General features: G+C 69.6%; 14 protein-coding genes. 10 read left to right on the plus strand and 4 right to left on the minus strand.

What is annotated here, in order from left to right:
- Positions 1–38 precede the first annotated feature (38 nt).
- From RHOFW104R8_RS04615 to RHOFW104R8_RS04630, 4 genes are all read left to right on the plus strand, one after another.
- A complete protein-coding gene (locus RHOFW104R8_RS04615) occupies positions 39–1,823 on the plus strand; it encodes a phosphoenolpyruvate carboxykinase (GTP) (protein WP_068090893.1) in 1,785 nt (594 codons plus the stop codon).
- A gap of 143 nt (positions 1,824–1,966) precedes the next feature.
- Complete coding sequence (locus RHOFW104R8_RS04620; protein ID WP_068090891.1) at positions 1,967–2,512, plus strand: RNA polymerase sigma factor; 546 nt, start codon at positions 1,967–1,969, stop codon at positions 2,510–2,512.
- Entirely contained in the window at positions 2,509–2,955 is a 447-nt protein-coding gene (locus tag RHOFW104R8_RS04625; RefSeq protein ID WP_068090889.1) for a hypothetical protein, read from the plus strand. Before RHOFW104R8_RS04620 ends, RHOFW104R8_RS04625 begins: the two co-directional genes overlap by 4 nt.
- A gap of 17 nt (positions 2,956–2,972) precedes the next feature.
- Complete coding sequence (locus tag RHOFW104R8_RS04630; RefSeq protein WP_068090887.1) at positions 2,973–3,875, plus strand: DUF4097 family beta strand repeat-containing protein; 903 nt, start codon at positions 2,973–2,975, stop codon at positions 3,873–3,875.
- 86 nt (positions 3,876–3,961) lie between these two features.
- Here RHOFW104R8_RS04630 and RHOFW104R8_RS04635 read toward each other — a convergent pair whose 3' ends face one another.
- A complete protein-coding gene (locus RHOFW104R8_RS04635; protein WP_068090885.1) occupies positions 3,962–4,867 on the minus strand; it encodes a hypothetical protein in 906 nt (301 codons plus the stop codon).
- 248 nt (positions 4,868–5,115) lie between these two features.
- Here RHOFW104R8_RS04635 and RHOFW104R8_RS04640 point away from each other — a divergent pair, with 248 nt between their 5' ends.
- On the plus strand, positions 5,116–8,013 hold the full coding sequence (locus RHOFW104R8_RS04640) for an EAL domain-containing protein (protein ID WP_068090883.1): 2,898 nt from the start codon (positions 5,116–5,118) through the stop codon (positions 8,011–8,013).
- Between the two features lie 58 nt (positions 8,014–8,071).
- Here RHOFW104R8_RS04640 and RHOFW104R8_RS04645 read toward each other — a convergent pair whose 3' ends face one another.
- Positions 8,072–8,971 carry an Hsp33 family molecular chaperone HslO gene (locus RHOFW104R8_RS04645; protein WP_068090881.1) on the minus strand — a complete coding sequence of 300 codons (900 nt, stop codon included), beginning with the start codon at positions 8,969–8,971 and terminating at the stop codon, positions 8,072–8,074.
- A 98-nt stretch (positions 8,972–9,069) separates the two neighbouring features.
- Here RHOFW104R8_RS04645 and mtgA point away from each other — a divergent pair, with 98 nt between their 5' ends.
- From mtgA to RHOFW104R8_RS04660, 3 genes are all read left to right on the plus strand, one after another.
- Entirely contained in the window at positions 9,070–9,810 is a 741-nt protein-coding gene (gene mtgA, locus RHOFW104R8_RS04650) for a monofunctional biosynthetic peptidoglycan transglycosylase (RefSeq protein WP_068090879.1), read from the plus strand.
- A gap of 62 nt (positions 9,811–9,872) precedes the next feature.
- Positions 9,873–10,811, plus strand: coding sequence for a glycosyltransferase family 2 protein (locus RHOFW104R8_RS04655; protein WP_068090877.1), 939 nt, complete (start codon positions 9,873–9,875; stop codon positions 10,809–10,811).
- Positions 10,812–10,906: 95 nt separating this feature from the next.
- Positions 10,907–11,335: a CBS domain-containing protein gene (locus RHOFW104R8_RS04660; protein WP_068090874.1), complete on the plus strand. Its 429-nt coding sequence runs from the start codon at positions 10,907–10,909 to the stop codon at positions 11,333–11,335.
- A gap of 115 nt (positions 11,336–11,450) precedes the next feature.
- On the opposite strand, the gene RHOFW104R8_RS04665 is transcribed toward RHOFW104R8_RS04660, so the two are convergent.
- Entirely contained in the window at positions 11,451–12,713 is a 1,263-nt protein-coding gene (locus RHOFW104R8_RS04665; RefSeq protein WP_068090871.1) for an NTP/NDP exchange transporter, read from the minus strand.
- Positions 12,714–12,826: 113 nt separating this feature from the next.
- Between RHOFW104R8_RS04665 and RHOFW104R8_RS04670 the strand changes: the two genes are divergently transcribed.
- Complete coding sequence (locus tag RHOFW104R8_RS04670) at positions 12,827–14,416, plus strand: GMC family oxidoreductase (RefSeq protein ID WP_068090869.1); 1,590 nt, start codon at positions 12,827–12,829, stop codon at positions 14,414–14,416.
- Between the two features lie 125 nt (positions 14,417–14,541).
- On the plus strand, positions 14,542–15,837 hold the full coding sequence (locus RHOFW104R8_RS04675) for a serine hydrolase (protein ID WP_068090867.1): 1,296 nt from the start codon (positions 14,542–14,544) through the stop codon (positions 15,835–15,837).
- An 82-nt stretch (positions 15,838–15,919) separates the two neighbouring features.
- On the opposite strand, the gene RHOFW104R8_RS04680 is transcribed toward RHOFW104R8_RS04675, so the two are convergent.
- Positions 15,920–16,954, minus strand: coding sequence for an energy transducer TonB (locus RHOFW104R8_RS04680; RefSeq protein WP_068090865.1), 1,035 nt, complete (start codon positions 16,952–16,954; stop codon positions 15,920–15,922).
- Between the last annotated feature and the right edge of the window lie 343 nt (positions 16,955–17,297).

The following is a 17,297-nucleotide window of genomic DNA, read 5'->3' on the forward strand; positions in this document are numbered from 1 at the left end:
TGCCAACTCCTTTTTTCCACAAGACCTTAGGGGACACGATGGCCAGCAAGCTGGAAGCGCTTGATCGTTGGGTAGCCGAAGTGGCGGCGCTGACCCGCCCTGCGCGGATCCACTGGTGCGACGGTTCGGACGCCGAATACCAGACCCTGCTGCGGCAGATGCTGGCCGACGGCACCCTGATTGAACTGAACCAGCGGACCCATCCGGGCTGCTACCTGCACCGCTCCCACCCCACCGACGTGGCCCGCGTCGAGCACCTCACCCTGATCTGCCACCCGAACCGGGAAGACGCCGGCCCCAACAACCACTGGATGGACCCGGCCGAGGCGCACGCGAAGATCGACGCGCTGTTCGACGGCTGCATGGAAGGCCGCACTATGTACGTGATCCCGTACTGCATGGGCCCGATCGACTCGCCGCTGGCGCGCTGCGGCGTGGAGATCACCGACAGCCCGTACGTGGTCGCCAACATGAAGATCATGACCCGCATGGGCGCTGCCGCGCAGGCGCGGATCGAGCGTGAGGGCCGCTTCGTGAAGGGCCTGCATTCCAAGGGAGAGCTCGACCCGGAGCGCCGCTGGATCATGCACTTCCCGGCCGAGCTCACGATCAAGTCCTACGGCTCCGGCTACGGCGGCAACGCGCTGCTGGGCAAGAAGTGCCACGCGCTGCGCATCGCCAGCCACCAGGCGCGCAGCGAAGGCTGGCTGGCCGAGCACATGCTGATCGTCGGCATCGAGAACCCGCAGGGCGAGACGCACTACGTCGCCGCCGCGTTCCCGTCCGCCTGCGGCAAGACCAACCTGTCGATGCTGATTCCGCCGCAAGGCTACCTGCGCGATGGCTGGAAGGTGTGGACGGTCGGCGACGACATCTGCTGGATGCGTCCCGGCGCGGACGGACGGCTGTACGCGATCAACCCGGAAGCCGGCTTCTTCGGCGTGGCGCCGGGCACCTGCGACGCCACCAACCACAATGCCATGAAGAGCATCTCGCACGACACCATCTTCACCAACGTCGCCGTCACCGCCGACAACCAGCCGTGGTGGGAAGGCCTGCCCGGCACGCCAGTCACCGACTGGCAGGGACGTCCGTACGATCCGGCCAACGGCCCGGCCGCGCACCCGAACTCGCGCTTCACGGTCAGTGCGAAGCAGTGCCCGACCTGGTCGGAGCAGGCCGAGGCGCCGCAGGGCGTGCCGATCAGCGCAATCGTGTTCGGCGGCCGCCGGCCCTCGCTGCTGCCGCTGGTGATGGAAGCGCGCGACTGGACCCACGGCGTGCTGATGGGCGCCGCGATGGGCTCGGAAACCACCGCGGCGGCCACCGGCGCGGTCGGCGTGCTGCGCCGCGACTCGATGGCGATGAAGCCGTTCTGCGGCTACCACTACGGCGACTACTTCGCGCACTGGCTGTCGTTCGACAAGCCGGGCGCGAAGCTGCCGAAGATCTTCCACGTCAACTGGTTCCGCAAGGGCGCCGACGGCAAGTTCCTGTGGCCGGGCTTCGGCGACAACCTGCGCGTGCTGGAATGGATGATCGACCGCACCGAAGGCCGCGCGAGCGGCGTCGAGACGCCGATCGGCATCCTGCCGGGCGAGGGCGAGCTCAAGCTGGACGGACTCAAGCTCGAGCGCGCCAGGCTCGACGAGCTGCTCGACGTGGACAACGCCGGCTGGCAGGCCGAGTTGTCGGCCATCGGCGAGTACCTCGACAGCTTCGCCCCGCGGCTGCCCGAACGCCTGCGCCGGGAGCAGCAGCGCGTGGCGCAGGCACTGCAGGACGATGCCGACCAGTCGCGTCGCGAAGCCATCGCCTCCTGAAGCATCCCGTCACGGGCGGATTCATCGCGATCCTCCCGTGAGGCCTGCAGCTACGCCACTGCGGCGCCCGTTCCAACCCTTTCGCGCAACGTCGCATCCAAGCTGGCAAGATGACTGCCGCCTGTCCTGCCCTTGGAAGCTCCATGTCGCCTGCCTCAACGGGAGCGAACGACAGCGATGACGTGCGCGCCGCGGCCGCCGGCGACCGCGGCGCGTTCCAGCGGCTTTACCGGCTGCACGTGGGCCGCGTGCACGGAGCGGTGTACCGGCTCGCCGGCTACGACCATGCCCGCGCCGAGGACCTTACCCAGGATGCGTTCGTCCGCGCCTGGCAGAAGCTGCCCGGCTTCCGCCACGAGAGCGCCTTCGGCACCTGGCTGTACCGGCTCGCGGTGAACGTGGCGCTGATGGACATCCGCGCCCGCGGCGCCGACCCGGTGAGCATGGTGGACGACGATCACCTGCCCGACGCCGGCGAGACGCCGTTCTGCGCGGCCGAGCGCGAGGAACTGGAACACGCCGTCGGCAAGCTGCCGCCGCGCGCCCGTGCCGTGCTGGTACTGCACGACATCGAAGGCTGGAAGCACGAGGAAATCGCCGCCGAGCTGGCGATGGCCGTCGGTACGTCGAAAGCGCAGTTGCACCGCGCCCGCGGCCTGTTGCGCAAGGCATTGGGAGAAAGCTCATGAACGAATTCGAATGGCGCCGGCAGATGCGCGGCCTGCGCCGGCCACTCGCGCCACGGCGCGACCTGTGGGCCGCGATCGAAGCCGCACTGGACGATGCCGGCCAAGGCGATCCGCACGCCACCGCCCCTCCGGCCGCACCACCTCGCCGCCGCTGGCGGGTCGCCGCCGGTCTCGCCGCCTCGCTGCTGCTGGCCGGCGGCCTCGGCTGGCACTGGCGGCAAGTGCCGGCGACCACCCCGCTCGCCACCGCTGCCAAGCTCCCGGCGAGCTGGAAGCCGTCCGATCCGCGCCTGGCCGGCGCCGCGATCGAGCTGGACGCCGCGCGGATGGAACTGCAGATGGCGATCCGGCAGGCGCCGGACTCGCCGGCGCTGCAGCGCCTGCTCGGCCGCACCGAACGTCAACAGGCGCAGCTGCGCCACCTGGCCGGCCAGGCCGGCTGAGATCCACAGGAACGACCATGAAAACCGTCCGCTACCTTCCCCTCCTGCTGTGCTTCTGCATCGGCCAGGCCCTCGCCGACACGCCGATCCAGCTGCGCCATGACGCCACTCCGACCGCCCGCATCCGCATCAGCAACGTCGCCGGCACGGTGAACGTGACCGCCTGGGACCGCAACGAGGTTCAGGTCGGCGGCCGGCTCGGCGAAGGCGCCCGGCCGCTGGCGATCAGCGGCAGCAACGGCAACCTGGAGATCAGGGTCGAGCCGCAGGGCGGCTCCGGCCGGTTCAACTGGGGCGGCGACAGCAAGATGGCGCCCACCACCCTGGAACTGCACGTACCCAGGGCGGCCTCGCTCGAGGTCAGCGTGATCAGTGCACCGCTGGTCATCGACGGCATGAGCGGCGGCAGCATCCAGGTCAACACGGTCAGCGGCAAGGCACGCATCAATGCACGCACGCCCTCGCTCAAGGTGGACAGTGTCAGCGGCAACATCGAGCAGGCCGGACATGCCGAACGGGCCGAACTGCAGACCGTCAGCGGCGACATCCTGGCTCCCGCGTTGGGCGGCAACGTCGGACTGCAGACGATTTCCGGCCATGTCCAGGCCAGCGGCGGGCCATGGCAGAAACTTACGCTCAGCACGGTATCCGGCGACGTGCAGCTGACCGGCGCGCCGGCAGCCGGCGGCAGCCTCGGCATCGACAGCATGAGCGGCAACGTGCAGCTGCTGCTGCCGGCGAACACCTCCGGCAGCCTGCACGCCAGCAGCTTCAGCGGCAACCTGCGCAGCGATTTCGGCACCCCGACGCAACCCGAGCACGGCCCCGGCAGCTCGCTCGACGTCCGCCTCGGCGACGGCCGCGGCAAGATCAACATCGAGACCTTCAGCGGCGACCTGCGCGTGCGCAAGCAAGGCTGAGCGCCGCCGGTGCCGCCGGAAACGAAAACGCCGTCGCGCTAGCGACGGCGTTTTTCATGATGCGCGGGAACGGGCGGACGGGCCGCTCAGAGGTCCTGGTGATACTGCACGTACGGCGTGCGCGACTGGTCCGGCTCCGGGCCAGCCGGCGTATTGGCCGGGGTGCCGGACGACCACAGGTTCTGCGCGCCGACGCTCAGCGAGCCGCGCCACGGCAAACGCCAGGTCACGCCCAGGTCGATGCTGTTCCAGCGCCGGTCTGCGTTCAGGCTGCCGGGAATGCCGGCCTGCGGCTGCATCGTGCGGCCGACCAGCACGCCGCTCAGCGGGCCATGATCGACGCCGAAGCTCAGCGCCTTCTGGTCCAGCGCATTGATGCCGAGCAGATTGCCCGGCAGCAGGTGGACGCGGCCGACGCTGGCGCCCACGTCGATGCCGCTCTTGCTGCCCAGCGCCAGCCGACCGTGCGCCTTCAGCTGGGAGCTGCTGTCGAAATCGGGCAGGCCGTCGACACCCGGCGCCGCACCCGGCAGCACGCGCGGCAGCACCGCATTGTTGTCCGGCACCTTGCTCGCGCCCACGCTCACGCCCACGCTGTAACGGCCGGCATCGAACGTGGCGCCCACCTCGCTGTCGAGCACGCGCAGATTCGAGTTGGCCCACGAAAGCTCGCTGACCTCGGCGTGCGCCTGCAACTGCGGACCCAGCCCATATTGCAGGCCGGTGGTCGTCACGCCGGTGGCGTCGACCACGCGCGGGGCCAGTTGCGGATTCCTGCGCAGCGCCTCGGCACCGGTGCTGCGATCCGCCTTGAGCGTCAGCAACTGGCCATCGGTGCCGCGCCACAGCGGCACCGCCGTACCGGTTCCGCCCACCTGCCCGGCCGGCCGCGCCAGCAGTTCCTGGGCCGTGGCGCTGTCGGCGCCCACGGACTGTCCCGCCGCCGCAAACGGCAGCAGGAGAATCAGCAACAGGGCAGACAGGCGGCGCATCAGTTTGAACCCGTGGATCTCGGCAAGTAAGGCTATCCGGGCAGCAGTATACCCCGCTTTACGTTTTACTAACACCCAGAAAACTCGCGCCAACTCACAAAATGACAGGGTTTCCGCGCCTGTTTCGACCCCTGTGGCGCCATCAGGTTCCCGCCCGTGGAAACTGGCGACGGGGCCGGCTTACACGATATAAAGGGGTGCGGCACCGCACCGATCCTGCCGGATCGCACCGGAATCCACCCAGCCCCATGAGCGCCACGCCGACGATCCGTTCCTCCCCGCCGTTTCCGGTGGCGCGGGATCTTGCGGCCCTGCATGAGGCCATGGAACACCTGTTCGAGGCCGCCGACGCCGCCAGCGTGATGGAAATCTGCGAGCTGATGCTGGGCAACTTCGGCATCCAGGGCCGCCTGCGCTGGCGTCGCGGGGACGAATCCCCGGGGCATCTGGCGGGGCAGATGGAACTGGCCGTGGATCCCCAGGGCCCGCGCACCCTGGTGCTGGACTGGGCCGACCTGCCACTGCCCGAGCCCGTCCATGACCGGCTGGACTGGATGGGCCGGCTGGCCGGCGCCCGCCTGCGCCAGCTGGCCGAAACCAGCCGCCTGTACGAGGCGATCTCGCGGCTGGCACAGGCCGAGCGGCTGCAGCGCGCACTGTACGCGATCGCCGAGCAGGCCGGCGCCGAGCACGACATGCCGGAGATGATGCGTTCGCTGCACGCCATCGTCAGCAGCCTGATGTACGCGGAAAACTTCTACATCGTGCTCTACGACGCCGCCACCGACACGGTGCGCTTCCCCTACTACATCGACATCAAGGACACCGACCCGCCGCCGCCGGACCAGAGCCTGCCGCTGCACGGCATGCTGCACAGCCTGACCTGGAACCTGCTGCAGGAAGGCCGGCCGCTGATGGGCTCGATCGACGAGCTGCGCCAGCAGTTCGGCAACCGCCTCGTGCCGCTCGGTCCGAACTGCGAGCACTGGCTGGGCGTGCCGCTGCTGCGTGCCGACCACGCCGTCGGCGGCATCGTGATGCAGAGCTATCGCGACGACACGCATTATTCGCAGCACGACCTGGAACTGCTGAACTACGTGGCCCAGCACGTGCAAACCGCGCTGGAACGGCGCGAGGCGCACCTCGAACTGGGCCGCCGGGTCACCGACCGCACCGCCGCGCTGCGCGAGGCCAACCGCGTGCTGCGCCAGCAGGTGCTGCAGCGCCAGCGCGGCGAGCGCCTGCAGGCCGCGCTGTTCCGCATCGCCGAGCTGGCCAGCGCGCCGGAAAGCCTGGATGCGTTCTACGCGGCGGTGCATCAGGTGATCAGCGGCCTGCTGTACGCGCGCAACTTCTATATCGCGCAGATCGACGAGGAAAGCGGCCACCTCACCTTCCCCTACTCGGTAGACGACGTGGACAACGTGCGCCTGCCGCGCACGCACGGCCGCGGCGCCACCGAATACGTGCTGCGTCACGCCAGGCCGCTGCTGGCCACGCCGGCGGAAATCGACCGGCTCAGCGCACTCGGCGAAATCAGCCTCTTCGGCGCACGCTCGGTGTGCTGGCTCGGCGTGCCGCTGATCTGGGGCGGCAAGGCGATGGGCGTGCTGGCGCTGCAAAGCTACTCGCCCGAGCACACCTACAACGAGCGCGACCAGGAACTGCTGACCTTCGTCAGCTACCACATCGCCAACGCACTGCAGCGCAAGCAGGCCGCGGCGACGCTCAAGCAGGCCTATGCCGGGCTGGAACGGCGCGTCACCGAGCGCACCCGCGCGCTGGCACTGGCCAACCGCGACCTGCGCGAACAGATCGCCGAGCGCGAGCGGGTCGAGCGCCGCCTGAAATACGAGACCCTCCACGACTCGCTCACCGGCCTGCCCAACCGCACCCTGCTGCTGCAGCGGCTGGAGCAGGCGATGCAGCGCTGCCACGCGAACCCGGACGAGCAGTTCGCCGTGCTGTTCATCGACCTGGACCGCTTCAAGGTGATCAACGACTCGGTCGGCCACCTGATCGGCGACGATCTGCTGTTCCAGGTCGGCGGCCGCATCCGCGCCTGCCTGAAGACCCGCGACGTGGTGGCGCGCCTCGGCGGCGACGAGTTCGCCGTGCTGCTGGAGGGCATCGTCGACGCCAACAAGGCGACGCTGATCGCCGAACGCATCATCAGCGAGCTGCACACGCCGTTCCGGCTCGGCACCAAGGAGATCTTCACCTCCGCCTCGATCGGCATCGCGCTGGCCAGCCCGCACTACCGCCAGCCGGAGGAACTGCTGCGCGATGCCGACGCGGCGATGTACCACGCCAAGGACGGCGGCCGCCACCGCGCGGCGATGTTCGACGACCGCCTGCGCCGCGAGGCGCTGTCGCTGCTGGACATGGAGAGCGACCTGCGCCACGCGCTCAGCCGCAACGAGTTCGAGCCGTTCTACCAGCCGATCGTGGAGCTCGCCGACGGCCGCGTCGTCGGCTACGAGGCGCTGCTGCGCTGGCACCACCCCGAGCGCGGCCTGCTGCCGCCGCACGACTTCCTGCTGATCGCCGAGGAATGCGGCTGCGCCGAGGCGATCGACTGGCAGATCTTCGAGCAGGTGTGCACCCAGGCCGTGCGGCTGATCGGCACCGAGGGCTTCATCAGCATCAACGTCTCCGGCCGGCATTTCCGCTCGGCCGACCTCGACCAGCGCCTGCTCGCGCTGTTCGACCAGTACGCCGTGCCGACGCACTGCATCCGCATCGAGGTCACCGAACACGCGCTGCTGGAGAACCCGACCCAGGTCAAGCAGATGCTGCAGAACCTGCGCAGCCACGGTGTCGGCATCGCGCTGGACGACTTCGGCACCGGCTATTCCTCGCTCAGCTACCTGCACCAGTACCCGTTCGAGTCGCTGAAGATCGACCGCTCGTTCATCATCGAGCTGGCGCCCGACGACGTCGAGACCCAGGGCCTGGCGCTGGTGCGCGCGATCCAGGTGCTGGCCGATTCGCTGCGCATGAAGGTGATCGCCGAAGGCATCGAGGAGGAATCGCAGCGCCAGGCGCTGCTGCGCGTCGGCTGCCGCTACGGCCAGGGCTTTCTGTTCGCCGAGCCGCAACCCGCCGGCACCTGGCTCGGTGCGGGCAAACTGCTGCCGGGCTGAGCGTCCTGCCGCGGCCGCGGCTCCCGGCCGGCCCGAACGCTGCCGGCAAGGGACTTGCCTACTGCGCCGTCCCCGGTGCGCCGGGCGCCGCCGCGGCGCTGAGCAGGTGCTCGGCATCGATGCGGTCGAAGTGGTAGTGCTGCGCGCAGAACTCGCAGACCACCTCGATCTCGTCGCCGCGCGCGGCCAGCGCCGCCTCCACCTCGTCGCGGCCGAGCGAACGCAGCATCGCGCTTACCCGCTCGCGGCTGCAGCTGCAGCCGAACGCCAGCGGACGCGGCTCGAACAGGCGCACCGATTCCTCGTGGTAGAGCCGGTACAGCAGCTGCTCCGGCACGCTGGCCAGCAGTTCCGCCGCGCCCAGGGTGGCGGTCAGGTGCACCACGCGGTTCCACGCATCGTCGTCCCGCACGGCATCGTGGCCGCCCTCGCCCGGCATCTTCTGCAGCATCAGGCCGACCGCGTGCTCGCCGTCGGCGGCCAGCAGGATCCGCGCCGGCAACTGCTCGGACTGCACGAAGTAGCCCTCCAGCGACTCCGCCAGCCCGGCATGCCGCAGGTCGACCAGGCCCTGGTAGCGCTGGCCGCGATCGACGTTGCCGATGGTGATCGCCATCACCGCGTCGGCCAGCGCGTCCAGCGCCAGCGGCTCGGGCAGCGGCACGTTCCAGCGCGCCAGTCCGCGCAGGCGGCCGTGGTCGCTGCATTCGGCGAACAGCAGGCGCAACGCGCCGGCGCTCTTCAGCTCGATCGACAACGCGCCGTCCAGCTTGATGTTGCCGGTCAGCAACGCGCTGGCCGCCAGCGCCTCGCCCAGCAGCGCGTGCAGCGCCGGCGGGTAGTCGGCGCGACCGGCCACTTCGCGCCAGGCCGGCCCCAGCCGCACCAGGGTGCCACGCACGCCGGCGTGCTCCAGCAGGAAACGGTGCAGCACGTCTTCGACAGGCAGGTTTTCCACGGCAGGCAGTCTCTTTGAGGGCAAGCGCCACAGATGGGGGCGCGGCGGCATCCGGACAACGCCCCTTATACTGCCGGCTCCTTCCCATGCGCAGCGCTATGCCGCACTCGCCCCGACGCCACCGCTTGACCCGCCTGCTGCGTGCGCTGGCGATCCTCGTGCTGGCCTGGCTGGCGCTGAGCTGGCTGGTAGTGCTGGTGCTGCGCTTCATGCCGCCGTGGACGTCGGCCGTGATGCTCGAGCGCCAGCTCGGCGCCTGGCTCCACGGCGAGAAGGATTTCCGCCTGCACCAGCACTGGGTGCCGTGGAACCAGGTGTCGACCTGGGTGCCGCTGGCGATGGTGGCCGGCGAGGACCAGAAGTTTCCCTACCACCACGGCTTCGACCTCGACTCCATCCAGGACGCGCTCGACGCGGCCGACGACGGCCGGCGCCTGCGCGGCGCCAGCACGATCAGCCAGCAGACCGCCAAGAACCTGTTCCTGTGGAACGGCCGCAGCTTCGTGCGCAAGGGGCTGGAGGCGTACTTCACCGTGTTGATCGAGCTGAGCTGGCCGAAGCAGCGCATCCTCGAGGTGTACATGAACATCGCCGAGCTGGGCGACGGCGTCTACGGCGTGGGCGCGGCCAGCGAGGCGTACTTCCACGTTCCGCCGGCCCAGCTCGGCCCAGCCCAGGCCGCCCGCCTCGCCGCGGTGCTGCCGAGCCCGCGGCGATTGCACGCCGACCGCCCCAGCGCCTACGTGCAGCGCCGCGCCGGCTGGATCCAGCAGCAGATGTACCGGCTCGGCGGCCCGGGCTATGTCGAGGGCGACGCGCCACCACGTCCGCCGCATTGAGCGCGGCTCGCCTCGCGGCAGCCGGTTGGTTAGCATGAAGCCGACTTCCGCAGGTTCCACCCATGCCGCAGCTCACCGTCGTCGTTCCCGCCTACAACGAATCGGCCGTGCTGCGGTCGTTCCACGAGCGCCTGCGCAAGGTGCTGGATGGCCTGCCGCTGGCGTGCGACGTGCTCTACGTCGACGATGGCAGCCATGACGACACCTGGACCATCATCGAGTCGCTGGTCGCCGCCGACCCGCGCACGGGCGCGCTGAAGCTGTCGCGCAATTTCGGCAAGGAGGCGGCGCTGACCGCCGGACTCGACGCCGTGCTCGCCGATGCCGCCGTGGTGATCGATGCCGATCTGCAAGATCCGCCCGAGCTGATTCCCGCCCTGGTCGAGCAGTGGCGGGCCGGCTACGACGTGGTCTACGCCACGCGCAGCGCGCGCGAGGGCGAGAGCGGTTTCAAGCGCCTCACCGCGGCGGCGTTCTACCGCAGCATGGAGCGCCTGTCCGACACCACGATCCCTCGCGACACCGGCGATTTCCGCCTGCTCTCGCGCCGCGCGCTGGACGCGCTGCAGCAGTTGCGCGAACGCCAGCGCTTCATGAAAGGCCTGTTCAGCTGGATCGGCTACCGGCAGACCGCCGTGCACTACCTGCGCGAGCCGCGCCAGGCCGGCACCACCAAGTGGAACTATTGGCGGCTGGGCCAACTCGCGATCGAGGGGATCACCTCGTTCTCCACCGCGCCGCTGCGGCTGGCCACCTGGGTCGGGCTGGCCGCGGCCGGGGTGTCCTTCGCCTACGGCGCCTTCGTGCTGGTCAAGGCCCTGCTCTACGGCGATCCGGTACGCGGCTACCCCACCCTGATCCTGGTGGTCCTGTTCCTCGGCGGCGTGCAGTTGCTGGCGCTCGGCGTGATCGGCGAATACCTCGGCCGCAACTACGCCGAGAGCAAGCAGCGGCCACTGTATTTCATCGAGGAGCGGCGCCAGCCGCGCACGCCGCGCTGAACGCGGCGGGACTTCACAACTTCGCTACACGCCAGCCCGGCAGCGGCGCTAGACTCGTTCCGGGCGGCCCGTCCGGGCCGATGGGAGACCACCGCATGAGCCAGGTGAAGCATCTGCTGCAAGGCAAAGGCAACGCGATCTACCGCATCGCTCCGGAGGCACCGGTGCTCGAGGCGATCAAGCACATGGCCGAGCATCGGATCGGCGCCTTGCTGGTGATGCGGGGCGAGCAACTGGTCGGCGTCATCTCCGAACGCGACTACGCGCGCAAGGTGATCCTGCAGGGACGTTCCTCGTCGCAGACTGCCGTATCGGACATCATGAGCGGCACGCCGCTGACCGTCGGGCCGGACACCGACGTGTTCGACTGCATGCGCCTGTGCACCGACAGCCGCATCCGCCACCTGCCGGTGGTGCAGGACGGCAAGGTGGTGGGGGTGATCTCGATCGGCGACCTGGTCAAGGCGGTGATCGACGCGCAGGCCGAACAGATCGAGCACCTGCAGCGCTATATCACGAGCTGAGATTCGGGATTCGGCTCGCGCAGGCAGGATGCCGGAGCGAACATCGGCGAAGCCGATGGCCCGCAGGGCGAGCCGCGGACGCGGCGAGTCATTCCGGATTCGGGAAAGCATCGGCTCAAACCGATGCTTTCGCGCCCTCGTCCACGGGCGCGTGTTCGTCAGGCGCCAGATCGGGCGACCAGCCGGCGCGCCGGGCCACCACCGTCGCCAGCGCGGCGACGCCGGCGCCCGCCAGGGCCAGCCCGCCGAGGCCCCAGCCCAGCATGCGCAAACCGCTCACCGCGCTGGTCACCACCAGGTCGCCGAAGCGCCACACCGCGGTCTCCACGAAGTTCTTGCCCTTGTAGCGCGTCTCGCGCGGCACCCGCGTGTACAGCGCGTCCACCGCCGGCTTGGTCATGCCGTAGGCGAAGCCGCGCGTGACCACGCTCATCACCGCCAGCAGCGGCACGGCATGACCGAGCAGCACCAGGTTACCGCCGCCGATCAGGGCCACGCCGGCCAGCAAGGCCACGTTCACCAGCGCCGGCAGCAGCAGGCCCCAGCCGGCGCCGTGGCGAACCAGCAGCCAGCGGGTCAGGCTCAGCTGCATGACCGCGCCGAGCAGGTTGGTGGCCAGGTCGAGGTCGTTGTAGAACACGGTGCGCGCCACCGCATCGGCGAAATGCGCCTTGGCGTAGTCGGCCACCAGCGCATAGGCCAGCGTGCCGATGCCGTCGCCGAACAGCATCAGCAGCGCCATGTAGCGCAGAAACGGGCGCGACCACAGCTCCTTGATCCCGGCCCACAGCGAGCCGCCGACCGCCTCCTCGCCCCGGCTGCCCGATTGCCGGCCGTGGTCCGCCGAAAGCCGCATCAGCAACGCCAGCGACAGCGACAACGCCAGCGCCGAAACCAGCAGCAGCGGCGCCACGCCGATCACCCGCACCAGCAGCCCGGTCACCAGCGGGCCGAAGATCGCGCCGCCCATGCCGCCCAGCGCGATCAGCGAGAACACCTGCCGCGCCCGGCCGCTGGAGAAGATGTCGGCCATGAAGCTCCAGAACAGCGACACCACGAACAGGTTGAACACGCTGATCCAGACGAAGAACACCACGCCCAGCTCGCGCGCGCCGATGCGCTCCTGCGCCATGAACGCGGGTACGAACGCGAGCAGGCACAGGATGAAGAAGCTGTAGCTCCAGCCCAGCAATTGGCGCCGTCGAAAGCGCGCCACCAGCAAGCCGAACAGCGGCGTCAGCAGCAGCATCACCATGAACACCGCGAAATAGAACAGCGGCAGCGACTGCGAACCGACCGCACCGCTCAGCTGGTCACGGACCGGCCGGATGATGTAGTACGAGGTCATCACGAAGAAGAACGCCAGCGCGGACAGCATCGGCGCGGCTTGTTCCACAACGGCTTGGCGGGGCAAACTCACGGGCACGTCCAGCGTGGGGCGCGGCAAGCCTAGCATGCGGCCATGTCCATCCAGCAAAGCATGGAGAAGCCTTGAACCACTACGACTACGTCATCGTCGGTGCCGGCTCGGCCGGCTGCGTGCTGGCCAACCGGCTCAGTGCCGACCCGGCCACGCGCGTGCTGCTGCTGGAAGCCGGCCCCACGGACTGGAACCCGCTGATCCACATGCCCGCCGGCATCGCGCGGCTGGCCAACAACCGCGCGCTCAACTGGAACTACCGCACCGAAGCGGAGCCCGCGCTCAACCAGCGTCGCCTGTGGTGGCCGCGCGGCAAGACGCTGGGCGGCTCCAGCGCGATCAACGCGATGTGCTACATCCGCGGCGTGGTGGCCGACTACGACCGCTGGGCCGAAGCCAGCGGCGACCCGCGCTGGTCGTGGCGCGAGGTGCTGCCGTGGTTCCTGCGCAGCGAGGACAACAGCCGCGGCGCCAGCGCGCTGCACGGTGCCGACGGCCCGCTCGGCGTTGCCGACCTGCGCCATCACAACGTGCTGTCGGAAGCGCTGGTCGACGCGGCCGCCAGCGCCGGCTTCCCGCGCAACGACGACTTCAACGGCGAACAGCAGGCTGGCTTCGGGCTGTACCAGGTGACCCAGCGCGACGGTGCGCGCTGCTCGTCGGCCACCGCGTTCCTGAAGCCGGTGCGCCGGCGCGCGAACCTGCACGTGCGCACGCATGCGCTGGTCGAGCGCGTGCTGATCGAGCGTGGCCGCGCGGTCGGCGTGCAGCTGCGCCACGGCCGGCAGGGCGCCGGGCGGATCGAGGCGGGCGAGGTGATCCTCGCCGGAGGCGCGATCAATTCGCCGCAACTGCTGATGCTGTCCGGGCTCGGCCCGGCCGACCACCTGCGCGAGCACGGCATCGCAGTGGTCGCCGACCTGCCCGACGTCGGCGGCAACCTGCAGGACCACCTGGACATCTGCACGCTGGACGGCAACCCGAGCCGCGTCAGCTACGACCACCTCAACGAACTGTCCGCCGGCTGGCGCTGGCTGCGCCACCGCGACGGGCCGGGCAGCTCCAACGTGGCCGAGGCCGGCGGCTTCGTGCGCAGCCGCCACGCCGCCGATGCGCGCTGCGACCTGCAGTTCCACTTCGTGCCCGCGCTGCTCGACGACCACGGCCGCCATCGCCTGCCCGGCTACGGCTACACCCTGCACGCCTGCCACCTGCATCCGCGCAGCCGCGGCCGGCTGCGCCTGCACTCGGCCGATCCGGCGCAACCGATCGCGATCCACGCCAACTACCTGGGCGACGAGGAAGGCCACGACCTGAAGATGATGATCGAGGCGGCGCGGCTGTCGCGCGCGATCCTCGACCAGGCCGCGTTCGCGCCCTACCGCGGCGCGCCGGTGTTCCCCGAGCGGCGCATCGCCAGCGATGCGGAATACGTCGACTTCATCCGGCGCAAGGCGGAAACCATCTACCACCCGGCCGGCACCTGCCGCATGGGCAAGGACGATCGCGCGGTGGTCGACAGCGAGCTGCGCGTGCGCGGCGTGGAGCGCCTGCGCGTGGTCGATGCCTCGGTGATGCCTGCCTTGCCCAGCGGCAACACCAACGCGCCCACGATCATGATCGCCGAGCGGGCCAGTGCGCTGATCCTCGGCGCGAGCTAATCCATCCGTTGTAGATCGCCACGAAGTACAAGACAATCAGGGGGACCACGATCGAGGGAACGATCAGACCCATCGTCGAGTTCCCGCCCTGAGGCGACTCCCACGCCGGAATCACGTCAAACACCATGCAGTTTCGAACGACCTTCCTGCTGATCGCGGGTGCGCTGGGGCTGGCCTGCACGCCGGTTTTCGCCACCACCCCGCACACCACGCCGAGCGCTGCGCCGGCCGCCGACAACGCAACGCAGAAGCTGCCACCGGCGCGCGTCAAGCAGGCGCTCGCCGACTACCAGCATTGGCTGGATCGCCTCGCCGAGCGCCACGCCGTCGCCGGGCTGGCCACGGCCGTGGTGGTCGACGACAAGGTCGTGTTCGAACACACCCTCGGTTACGCCAATACGGTCACCAGGCAGCCGATCACCCCGGAGACCGTGTTCCGGCTCGCCTCGCTGTCGAAGGCGTTCGCCACCGCCGTCACCGGGCTGCTGGTCGACGACGGCAAGCTGGGCTGGGATACCAGGCTGGTCGACGTGCTGCCGTATTTCAAGCTCAAGGACATGCAGGCGGCCTCGCAGGCCACCGTCGCCGACATCCTCGGCCAGCGCCTGGGCCTGCCGCGCAACACCTACGACAACATGCTCGAGGGCGACGCGCCGTACGAGGAACTGGTGCGCAAGCTGGACGAGGTCAGCATGGTCTGCGGCGTGGGCCAGTGCTACGGCTACCAGAACGTCGCCTTCAGCATGATCGGCGACGTGGTGCTGGCGCGCACCGGCGACTTCTTCTACCGCCAGGTCGACAAGCGCATCTTCTACCCGCTGGGCATGACCACCGCCAGCTACGGCCGCGCCGCGCTGGAATCCAGCAAGAGCTGGGCGCGCCCGCACCGCCCCACCAGCGGCGGCTGGGTGCCGTTCGAGCCGAGCGAAACCTACTACCGGGTCGCCCCGGCGGCCGGCGTCAACGCCAGCCTGCGCGACATGGAGAAATGGCTGATCGCGCAGATGGGGGGGCGCCAGGATGTGCTGCCCGGCTCCTTGCTCGACGTGCTGCACAGCCCCGGCGTCGCCACCCCCAGCGAGCTGCACGCCACCCCCTGGCGCAGCGAACGCCTGACCGCCGCGCACTACGCGCTCGGCTGGCGGGTCTACAAGTACGGCGGCGAGGCCCTGATCTACCATGCCGGCGCCGTGGCCGGCTATCGAACCATGATCGGGTTCTTCCCGAAGTACCGCACCGGCGTGGTCACCCTGTGGAACTCCACCGGGCCGATGCCCAGCGGGCTGATGCCGATGGTGTTCGACGCATTGCTTGGGTTGCCCCACGTGGACTGGGCCGGCGTCGAAAGCAACGCCAAGCCGGCGGCGGCCAGGCCGAAGCCCGGATCGCGGCGGCCGCATCGCGCATCACGCCGTCGCTGAGCCACGCTCGGCTGGCTCCGGACAAGACGAAGGCGGCGCGTGCCGGGCACCCGCCGCCCTCGTCATGACAACCGCGGCACGATCAGAGCTTGAACTCGATCCGCTGCTGCTTGGTGCTGGAGACGGCCACGCCGTTCCGCATGGCCGGAGTGAACTGATAGCGCTCCACCGCGTCCATGGCGGCGCGGTCGAAGACGTGGCGCGGCTGCGATTCGACCACCTTGACGTCGCTGGTCTTGCCGTCGGCATCCACCGTGAACGACACCACCACCCAGCCTTCCTGGCGCGCGCGCATGGCCGCGGTGGGGTAACGCGCGCTGGCCCCCTTCACCAGCACGGCCGCGTTGGTCTGCGCGGACTCGCCGCCTTCGTTGCCGGCTACGCTGCTGCCGTCCGCCGCCGCCGTCGCCGACTGACCGGCCGCTGCCTGACGCGAGGGCTGCGCGGCACGGGACGCTTCCGCCTTCTGCTGCGCCGCCAGCTGCGCCTTCTGCTGCTCGGCCAATTGCTCCGCCGCCTGTTTTTCGGCCGCGGCCTTCTGCGCGGCCAGCTGGGCCGCCGCCTTCTCCTGCTCCTGCTGCTTGTCCACTGTCTTGCGCTGGGCATCCAGCTTGGAACGCAGGATGGTCAGCGTGAAGTTGGCCGGGTCGGCCTTGGCCAGCAGGTCGATCTGGCGCTGCGCCTCGTTGAAATCGCGCGAGTTGATCGACTGCTCGGCCGAGGTGGCGGCGAACGGGAAGGTCTCGCGCAGCGCGTCGGACGCCACCTTGTTGCCGGGCTCCTTCTGCAGCACGCGCAGGTAGAACTCGAACGCGTTGTTGCCGGCCGGTGCGAGGTAGCGCTGCTCGTTCATGGCGGTGCGGGCCTCGGCCAGCAGCTGGTCGATGTCCATCCCCGCCACGTTGGCCGGCGCAGCAGCCGCCGCCCGCGTCGCGGTGGACACCGGCGTCGACGGATGACCGCCCGACTCGGCCATGATCAGCTCCTGGTGCGGCTTGATGATCAGGAACCAGGCGCCTACGGCGAGCAGGACAAAAATGGAGATGATGGCAATGAGCATGGGCTTGGCAGCCCCGCGCGCATACCGGCGCGCGTTGAGTGTGTATCGGGTATCCATGGTCTCTCGCTGAGTGTCGACAGATACCCGCGCTTTTTCCCCCTGTCGATCCAGGAGCGGCGAATCCCCTGATTCGCCGCGGCGCGGATGGGAGAAAGGTAACTCCAATATCCCGGCACGGCAAATGACGCGGGAGTTCACGACACCGGGCGGCGATTTGCTCTATGCGATCGCGGCGCCCGGCAGCCGCGGATCGCGGCGGAACAGTGGCGCGAGGGCTCGACACCGCGTCGATGGATAGTGCACGGCACGCGCCCGGCGCCGGTTTCCGCGCCCCTGAAACGAAGCGTCCCGGCCAGGCCGGGACGAAGGCTTCTCGAAGTGCTCTCCCCGCGCTGGGCAC

Origin of the sequence: Rhodanobacter sp. FW104-R8 (genome assembly GCF_001617365.1) — a bacterium.
Classification (GTDB): Bacteria; Pseudomonadota; Gammaproteobacteria; order Xanthomonadales; family Rhodanobacteraceae; genus Rhodanobacter.

What these genes read in the sequence shown, in the direction of transcription:
- RHOFW104R8_RS04680 (WP_068090865.1), bottom strand. Translation starts at nt 16,954, where the DNA reads ATGGATACCCGATACACACTCAACGCGCGCCGGTATGCGCGCGGGGCT.
- RHOFW104R8_RS04630 (WP_068090887.1), top strand. Translation starts at nt 2,973, where the DNA reads ATGAAAACCGTCCGCTACCTTCCCCTCCTGCTGTGCTTCTGCATCGGC.
- RHOFW104R8_RS04675 (WP_068090867.1), top strand. Translation starts at nt 14,542, where the DNA reads ATGCAGTTTCGAACGACCTTCCTGCTGATCGCGGGTGCGCTGGGGCTG.
- RHOFW104R8_RS04615 (WP_068090893.1), top strand. Translation starts at nt 39, where the DNA reads ATGGCCAGCAAGCTGGAAGCGCTTGATCGTTGGGTAGCCGAAGTGGCG.
- mtgA (WP_068090879.1), top strand. Translation starts at nt 9,070, where the DNA reads ATGCCGCACTCGCCCCGACGCCACCGCTTGACCCGCCTGCTGCGTGCG.
- RHOFW104R8_RS04620 (WP_068090891.1), top strand. Translation starts at nt 1,967, where the DNA reads ATGTCGCCTGCCTCAACGGGAGCGAACGACAGCGATGACGTGCGCGCC.
- RHOFW104R8_RS04640 (WP_068090883.1), top strand. Translation starts at nt 5,116, where the DNA reads ATGAGCGCCACGCCGACGATCCGTTCCTCCCCGCCGTTTCCGGTGGCG.
- RHOFW104R8_RS04665 (WP_068090871.1), bottom strand. Translation starts at nt 12,713, where the DNA reads ATGCTGTCCGCGCTGGCGTTCTTCTTCGTGATGACCTCGTACTACATC.
- RHOFW104R8_RS04625 (WP_068090889.1), top strand. Translation starts at nt 2,509, where the DNA reads ATGAACGAATTCGAATGGCGCCGGCAGATGCGCGGCCTGCGCCGGCCA.
- RHOFW104R8_RS04660 (WP_068090874.1), top strand. Translation starts at nt 10,907, where the DNA reads ATGAGCCAGGTGAAGCATCTGCTGCAAGGCAAAGGCAACGCGATCTAC.
- RHOFW104R8_RS04635 (WP_068090885.1), bottom strand. Translation starts at nt 4,867, where the DNA reads ATGCGCCGCCTGTCTGCCCTGTTGCTGATTCTCCTGCTGCCGTTTGCG.
- RHOFW104R8_RS04655 (WP_068090877.1), top strand. Translation starts at nt 9,873, where the DNA reads ATGCCGCAGCTCACCGTCGTCGTTCCCGCCTACAACGAATCGGCCGTG.